Annotated in this window: 6 protein-coding genes; 1 reads left to right on the plus strand and 5 read right to left on the minus strand. The window is 58.0% G+C overall.

Annotated features, from left to right (window positions below):
• From Q7U71_00845 to Q7U71_00855, 3 genes are all read right to left on the minus strand, one after another.
• A partial coding sequence (locus Q7U71_00845; protein ID MDO9390307.1) for an LON peptidase substrate-binding domain-containing protein occupies nucleotides 1-1,213 on the minus strand: 1,213 nt, incomplete at its 3' end.
• Between the two features lie 179 nt (nucleotides 1,214-1,392).
• Entirely contained in the window at nucleotides 1,393-1,827 is a 435-nt protein-coding gene (locus Q7U71_00850) for an Hsp20/alpha crystallin family protein (protein MDO9390308.1), read from the minus strand.
• 192 nt (nucleotides 1,828-2,019) lie between these two features.
• Nucleotides 2,020-2,880 (minus strand): tyrosine recombinase XerC, encoded by an 861-nt coding sequence (locus tag Q7U71_00855; protein MDO9390309.1) that lies wholly within the window; start codon nucleotides 2,878-2,880, stop codon nucleotides 2,020-2,022.
• A 278-nt stretch (nucleotides 2,881-3,158) separates the two neighbouring features.
• Here Q7U71_00855 and rlmN point away from each other — a divergent pair, with 278 nt between their 5' ends.
• Nucleotides 3,159-4,196, plus strand: coding sequence for a 23S rRNA (adenine(2503)-C(2))-methyltransferase RlmN (rlmN, locus tag Q7U71_00860; GenBank protein ID MDO9390310.1), 1,038 nt, complete (start codon nucleotides 3,159-3,161; stop codon nucleotides 4,194-4,196).
• A gap of 43 nt (nucleotides 4,197-4,239) precedes the next feature.
• Here the strand turns inward: rlmN and Q7U71_00865 are convergent, their stop codons facing one another.
• Both Q7U71_00865 and Q7U71_00870 read right to left on the minus strand, forming a co-directional pair.
• Nucleotides 4,240-6,033, minus strand: coding sequence for an N-acetylmuramoyl-L-alanine amidase (locus tag Q7U71_00865; GenBank protein MDO9390311.1), 1,794 nt, complete (start codon nucleotides 6,031-6,033; stop codon nucleotides 4,240-4,242).
• Nucleotides 6,034-6,098: 65 nt separating this feature from the next.
• Nucleotides 6,099-7,033 (minus strand): aminoacetone oxidase family FAD-binding enzyme (locus tag Q7U71_00870; GenBank protein ID MDO9390312.1); only part of this gene is annotated, 935 nt, incomplete at its 5' end.

Raw genomic sequence — 7,033 nt, forward strand, 5'->3', positions numbered from 1 at the left:
GGCGGAAGCCCCGGATCTCGGCCTCGTCCCGCACCCCGCCCAAAGACATCCGGTAGAATTTGCGGCCCAAAGCCCGGGCGATGGAACGTCCTAAGCTTGTCTTGCCCACGCCCGGCGGCCCCACAAAGCAGAGGATGGGACCCTTGGCATCGTTCTTCAGCTTGCGCACCGCCAGGTACTCCACGATCCGGTCCTTGACCTTGACCAGGTCGTAGTGATCCTGGTCCAGTATCTTGCGGGCTTCAATGATGTCCATGTTGTCCACGGTGGACTTGGTCCAGGGCAGGTTCAGCATCCAGTCGATGTAGGTGCGGGAGACCGTGTATTCCGCGGCGTGGGGAGGCATCCGGGCCATGCGGTCCAGCTCCTCCTTGGCGGCTTTAAGGGCCTCGGGGCTGAAGTTGGCCTTTTCTATCTTATCCCGCAGGGTGTTGATCTCCACCGAATACTCGTCGCCCTCGCCCAGCTCCCGCTGGATGGCCTTGATCTGCTCCCTTAGAAAATAATTGCGCTGGTCCTTGTCCATCTCGGCCTTGACCTGGCCCCGGATCTTGTCGCCCAGCTCCAGGATGGAAAGCTCCTTGGTCAGCATCGGAATCAGCTTTTCCAGGCGCTCCTTGGGCTCCACCGTCTCCAAAATGGTCTGGCGCTCGGCCACGCTCAGGTTGAGGTTAGAGGCCACCAAGTCGGCCAGCTTGGAGGGGTCCTCCACATTCAGGGCCACGGTCTGCAGTTCGTCCGGCAGGTAGGGCGCCAGGTTGATGATCTTCTGGAACAGGCTGGAGACATTGCGCATCAGGGCCTCGGACTCGATGGTCTTCCTGGCCTTTTCCTTGATGACCTCGACCTTGGCCTTGAAATACGGCTCGGTCTGGGTGAACTTGGCCAGCCTTATCCGGTTCAGCCCCTGGACCAGCAGGCGGATGCTGCCGTCGGGGAAGCGCAGCATCTTGATGATCAGGGCGGCGGTGCCGAACTGGTAGATCTCGTCCGGCTTGGGATCGTCGGTATCCTGGCGCACCTGGGTGCACAGGCCCACTATCTTGGAGCCGGTCAGCACCTCGTCGGTCAGCTTGATCATCCGTTCGTTGGTGATCACCAGGGGGATGATCAGATAGGGGTACACCACCTGTCCCTTGACCGGCAGGATGGCCAGCTCGGACGGGATCTTGATGTCCTTGTTTTCCTTGGTATCTTTGGTTTCTTCGGGCATGATATGTAAGGCGTTCCTTAAGTTTTCTGTTTGCAGTTGGGATGTTATTTATTTGCCACAAAGCATGCACTGAGCGGGGCCGAAGGGACACTAAGACACAATCACAACTTCCGATTTCCCATTTTTATCCGACGAAGCCTTGGCGTAGTTGGATCCTATTTATTTAATTGGCCTCGCCATTACTCCACCGGGACCTCCACCGTCCGCTTGATGTCCTTGGGCAGTCTGATGTCCAGGATCCCGTTGCTGAAACTGGATTTGATCTGGTCGGATGCGATCCCCTGGGGCAGGGACACCATCTTCTCGAACTGGCCCTGGATGATCTCCATCTTGTGGTACCACCTTTTTCCGTCCCCGTGGGCCAGCTCCCGACGCAAGCCCCGGATGCAGAGGCTGTCGTTGATCAAAGTGATGGCGATGTCGCCTTTGGCCACCCCGGCCAGCTCCAGCTTGATCACGAACTCCTGCTCGGTCTCGTAGACGTCGGCATAGGGCTGCCAAGCCGCCTGGTCGTTCAGGTGGTACGAGGGATGGGCCAGCTGGCCCAGGTCCTGAAAGAGCCTGCCCAGATCCTGCCGGATGACCTTGACAAATTTTACATCGTCTTCGGACATTTTGTTGCTCCTTATTACCGCTTTGCGGTTTGGCTGATGGCTATGCCATTACCCCGGGCAATAGATGTAATATGTGGTCCATGGATTATTATAATCAATTTTTTGGGTAAACGCAACAAGAATTGAAATGGGTCAGGCGTCATTTCCCGCAGGACCATGCGCCTGAAGACAAAACACCAAACGCTTTTCCCATCAATCCTCGTCCTCCGCCCTGGGATGGGCCTGCTTGTAGACCTTCTTCAGCCGGTCCACCGTCACGTGGGTGTAGATCTGGGTGGTGGAAAGGCTGGCGTGTCCCAGCAGTTCCTTGACCGCCTTCAGATCCGCCCCCCGGTCCAATAGGTGGGTGGCAAAAGAATGGCGCAGGGCATGGGGGCTGGCCTTGCCGCCGTAGTCGGAAAGGCGGATCCGGGCCTTTACTATCCGCTGAAGCTGCCGCCTGGTCAGCTGTTTTCCGTTCTTGCCCAGGAACACAGATCCTTCGTCCTCCCTCCCTGTCAGCAACTGTTTGAGAACCGCCGCCGAAGCCCGAGTCAGGGGCACTATCCGCTCCTTTCCTCCCTTGCCTTTTACCTTGACCTGCAAGTTTGGCAGATCAAGGTCCCTGGGCGTCAGGCCCAGCAGTTCCGAGGAGCGCAGGCCGCTGCCATACAGCAGTTCCATCACGGCATCGTCGCGGACCTTATCGGCGGGATCGCCCTGGTTGGATTCCACGGCCTGGACGGCCTGGAACTGGGACAGGAAACCCGGCAGTTTCTTGTCCTGCTTGGGCGAGCGCAGGCCCAGCAGCGGGTTGGCCGTGATGGCCGATTCCCTTAAGGCATATTTGAAGAAAGCCTTGATGGCTGAAAGTTTCCGCCCCAGGGTGCGCTTGTCCATCCCTTGTTGCTGCAGCCAGCCCAGGTACCGGCGGATGTCATTGCGCTTCACCTTTTGGGGATCCTGGTGCTTAAGGAAGGTGAACAGCTGGTTGACATCCCGGCGGTAGGCCTCCAGGGTGTTATCCGCCAGGTTGCGCTCGGTCTTAAGGTATTTTATGAAATCGTCGATCATCGTTTATTGCTTGACTTTTGGGCCGTGGTCAATTATCATTTGAGACATGGTGACTTCCAAGCGATATTCTTACTCTGCAATTAAATAGATCACTAATCCTTATCCGTTTTCATACCGTCCTTGTTGTCATGCCCGTGAAAACGGGCATCCAGGCCTGCCCCCGACTGGATCGGGGGCATGGATTCCCTCTGGAGTTTACCCCGCACCAAGATGCGGGGAGGGAATGACAAGTTGGTGCCTTTTGTGGCTAAATAAAAACAAGCAACTTAAATACTTTCATGAAAACAAAAACATCTTTGGCCGGACGTTCGGCCCAGGAGCTGCAGGAACTGCTGGCCCCGCTGGGTTTCAAAGCCTTTCAGGTGAAGCAGCTGATGGCCTGGATCTACCAGAAGAACGTCTCTGGTTTTTCAGCCATGACCGACCTCTCCCAGGCTTTGCGGGAAAAGCTGGATAAGGAATTCAGCCTGCACGAACTGTCCATTGCCCGCAAAGTGTCCTCCCGGGACGGCACCACCAAACTGCTGCTGCAGGCACAGGACGGCCAGCAGGTGGAATCCGTGGTCATCACCGCCCCCGGCCGGCTGACCGCCTGTATCTCATCCCAGGCCGGCTGCCGGCTGGCCTGCGCCTTCTGCGCCACCGGCAAGATGGGGCTGATCCGTAACCTTGAAGCCTCCGAGATAGTGGATCAGCTGTGCCTGCTGCAGGAGCTGTCGCCGGAGCACAGGATCACCAACGTCGTCTTCATGGGAATGGGCGAGCCAATGGAGAACTACGACCAGGCGCTTAAGGCCGCCCGGATCATCAATTCACATCAGGGGTTCAACCTGGGAGCCCGGCACATCACCATCTCCACCTCCGGTTTGGTGCCGGGGATCCTGAGGCTGATGGAAGAGCCGGAGCAGTTCAAGCTGGCCATTTCGCTGAACGCCGCTGACGACAAGGTTCGCAGCCGCCTGATGCCAATCAACAAGAAATATCCCCTAAAGTCGATGCTGGAGGCGGTCAAGAAATACAGCAACAAGAAAGGCAAGCTGGTCTTCTTTGAATATATCCTGCTGGAGGGCATAAATGACAGCCTGGAGGACGCGGAGAACCTGTCCCGGCTGTTAAAGAACATCCCCGGCAAGGTCAACCTGATCACCTATAACCCCGGAGGCCGGGAAGAGACCCTGCAGCCGTCGTCGGTGGAGGCCCGGCGCGCCTTTTACGACAAACTGTGCCAGCTGGGCGTGGCGGTGACCTTCCGGGCCAGCAAGGGCCAGGACATCAAGGCGGCTTGCGGGCAGTTGAAGGCGGCAACAAGTTCCTGAGTTTTTAGCCCAGCCCTTAAGGGCTGGGCTAAAAACATTTGCATTATTTTCCTGCCAAAGACGACAGATATTCCCTGATGCCCAGGAACACAGACCTGGCGATCTTCTCCTGGAACTCGGCGGTCAACAGCATGGCCTCCTCCCTGGGGACTATGATGAAGGTGGGTTCCACCAGGACGGACGGCATCTGGGTGGCCCGGCACAGCACCAGGTTGCCGTAGTAGAACCCGTGATCCGGAACCTGCAATGTCTTCTGGAATTGGCGGTGGACCGCCATAGCCAGGTCCCGGCTGAACGGCTGGTAATAGTAAGTGGAAAAGCCGCTGTCCTCCAGGGGATTCACCCCGTCGGGCGAGGCGTTGTTATGGATGCTGACCAGAATGTCCGCACCCCAGGCCGCCGCCCGGGCCGGCCGCTGGTAGATGCCCACCTGCTGGTCGCCTTCCCGGGGGTAATAAACTTTGGCCCCGGCGTTCTTCAAAAGATTTCCCAGCCTTCTGGATATCTGCCAGTTGACCTCCTTCTCCAGGGTCCTTAACGGGCCCACCGCGCCGCTCTCCGGCGAATGCCCGGCATCCACCGCTATTTTGATCCCGGCCAGAGGCCGGTTTTTTTGTACCCTGGGCCGCGGCTTTATCTCTATCTCCAGGTTATTCTGCTGGTAACGGGCGTCAAATCCCCACAAAGGCTGGTTTAAAAAGATCTCCAGCTCCACCTCGCCGTTCTGCACCTGCCGCCAGCGGATGTCCTTGACCAGCTTGTCCTGGGGATCGTAGCGCACCCAGTCCATGTCGGCCTGGGCCCCGAAGATCAGAAGTTTTAGCGACATCCCGTCGGCCGAGGTTTTGGCGCTGAAGGCGCAGGCCCGGGAAAGCGAGAACCTGACCAGGGTCTTCTCCTCTTTTTTGAAGGTGCGCCCCACCGCCAGCCTGGCGCTGACCATCGGCCCCGGCCAGGATTTAACAGCCACCGAGACTTTTTTGACCCAGGCGTCCTTGTTTTCCGCCAGCTTTACCCGGTAATTTTCCCCGGCGCTGCCGGTCAGCTCCAGGTTCACCCCCGGAGGAAGGAATATCTCGTATCCCAGATCGGGCCCGGTCTTCAGCACCGTCACCGAATCCTTGGTGACCGCCCAGACCATCAGGCTTTCCGGCCAGGCGCTGACCCTGGCTTCTGATGAATCCACCGCCATCATTCCCAAAGTGTCCACCAGGTACAGGTATATTTTTTCGGAGTACCATTGATCGCGGCCGGATACCAGATAGCTTCCCATATAGGTTCCGGGCAGGGTCAGGGTGTCGGGCGCAATGGAATCGGAGAATGCCAGCGCCTTTTCATCCTGCTCCAGCCTGCCGATCCTTTCCTCCATGGAAATGCCCTGCCCCCGGCCGATGGAAAAGCTGGCCTTGCGTCCCGGCGTGCCCCGGAAGGTTACCGCCATGCGGTCGCCGGTCCGGACCCCCAGTTCCTGTCCGGGAGTGATGGTTCCATGCACGATGGCCAGGCTGTCGGGGCTGATCATTATGCTGCGGGGCGCCACGTTGACATGACGGATCAGGCTGTCGCTCTGTCCGTTTTTCAGGGCCAGCAGTTTGATCTGGAATTGTCCGGCCGAGAACGGAATGTAAGCCAGAAAGGCCCCGTTGGAATTGACCTCGGCCTTCTGTCCGTTGACCCACAACTGGCTGCCTGGAGTGACCGAACCGATGATGAAGGAATTGGCCACCGGTCCGATGTTGTCGCCTTCCCGGGGATAGACCAGGTCTATCCTGGGCTGGGCCGCCAGGGAGGCGGCCAGGGCGCAGAGGGTGGCTACAATAATAAATGTTTTTTTCATGGTGATAGTTTTTTGTTTGTAGATCCATTCCATAGCCCATACATTAATGTATGGGCTATGGAATTTCAGGTTCCGGCCGCCGCGCTCTTCCCCGCCACATGCCCCGAGCTCCAGGCCCATTGAAGATTGTACCCCCCGGTATCACCGTCCACATCCAGCACCTCCCCGGCAAAGTAAAGCCCGGGGATCTTTTTTGATTCCAATGTCCCTAGTATAACCTCGCGTAGGTCCACCCCGCCCACCGTTACCTGGGCTTCCTTGAACGGCCTGACAGCTTTTACCTTCACCGGCCAGGCGGTAAGGTTTGCGGCCAGTTTTTTTATCTCGGTTTCCAAAAGACTGGCGGTATCTTTTTCCGGGTCTATTTTGGACTCCTTAACCAGCATCTGGCCGATCTTCTGGGGTAGCAGGCCGTTGAACAACTCCTGGGCCGGCCGGGAACTGATGCTCCTGGTCCGCTTTGACAGGAAGGATATCATCTCCGGGCAGGTCTGCCCCGGCACAAAGTTCAGGAAGCACTGCTTTCGGCCGTCCCCAAGCATCCTGCTGCTCTTCAAGGCCAGCGGACCGGAAAGCCCGTATTTGGTGAACAAACCTTCGTCGGTCAGTTGCAGCACCTTCTTTGAGCCTTCCCAAACGCTTAGGTCCATGTCCAGCCTGATGCCCTGAAGTTTGTGGAACCAGTTGCCCTCCAGTTCCAAAGAGGCCAGGGCCGGCATCAAAGGAGTGATGTTGTGACCCAGCTGTCCGGCCAGCTGGTATCCGCCCTCCCCGCCCCCCAGCTGGGGCGCGGCCGCCCCGCCGCAGGTCAGGATCACAGCCTGGGCCTGGTGCGATTCCCCCCGCTGGTGCAGTAAAAAGCCGGCCTTGTTCTTTTTGATCCCCACTATCTCTGAATGCAGGCTGACCTCCACTTCTAAACGCTCCATCTCCCGCTCCAGAGCCAAAAGCACCGAGGGAGCCTCGTTGGATCTGGGGAAATAACGGCCCCGGGCATCGC

Source organism: bacterium, from assembly GCA_030655055.1.
Lineage (GTDB): Bacteria > Edwardsbacteria > AC1 > AC1 > EtOH8 > UBA5202.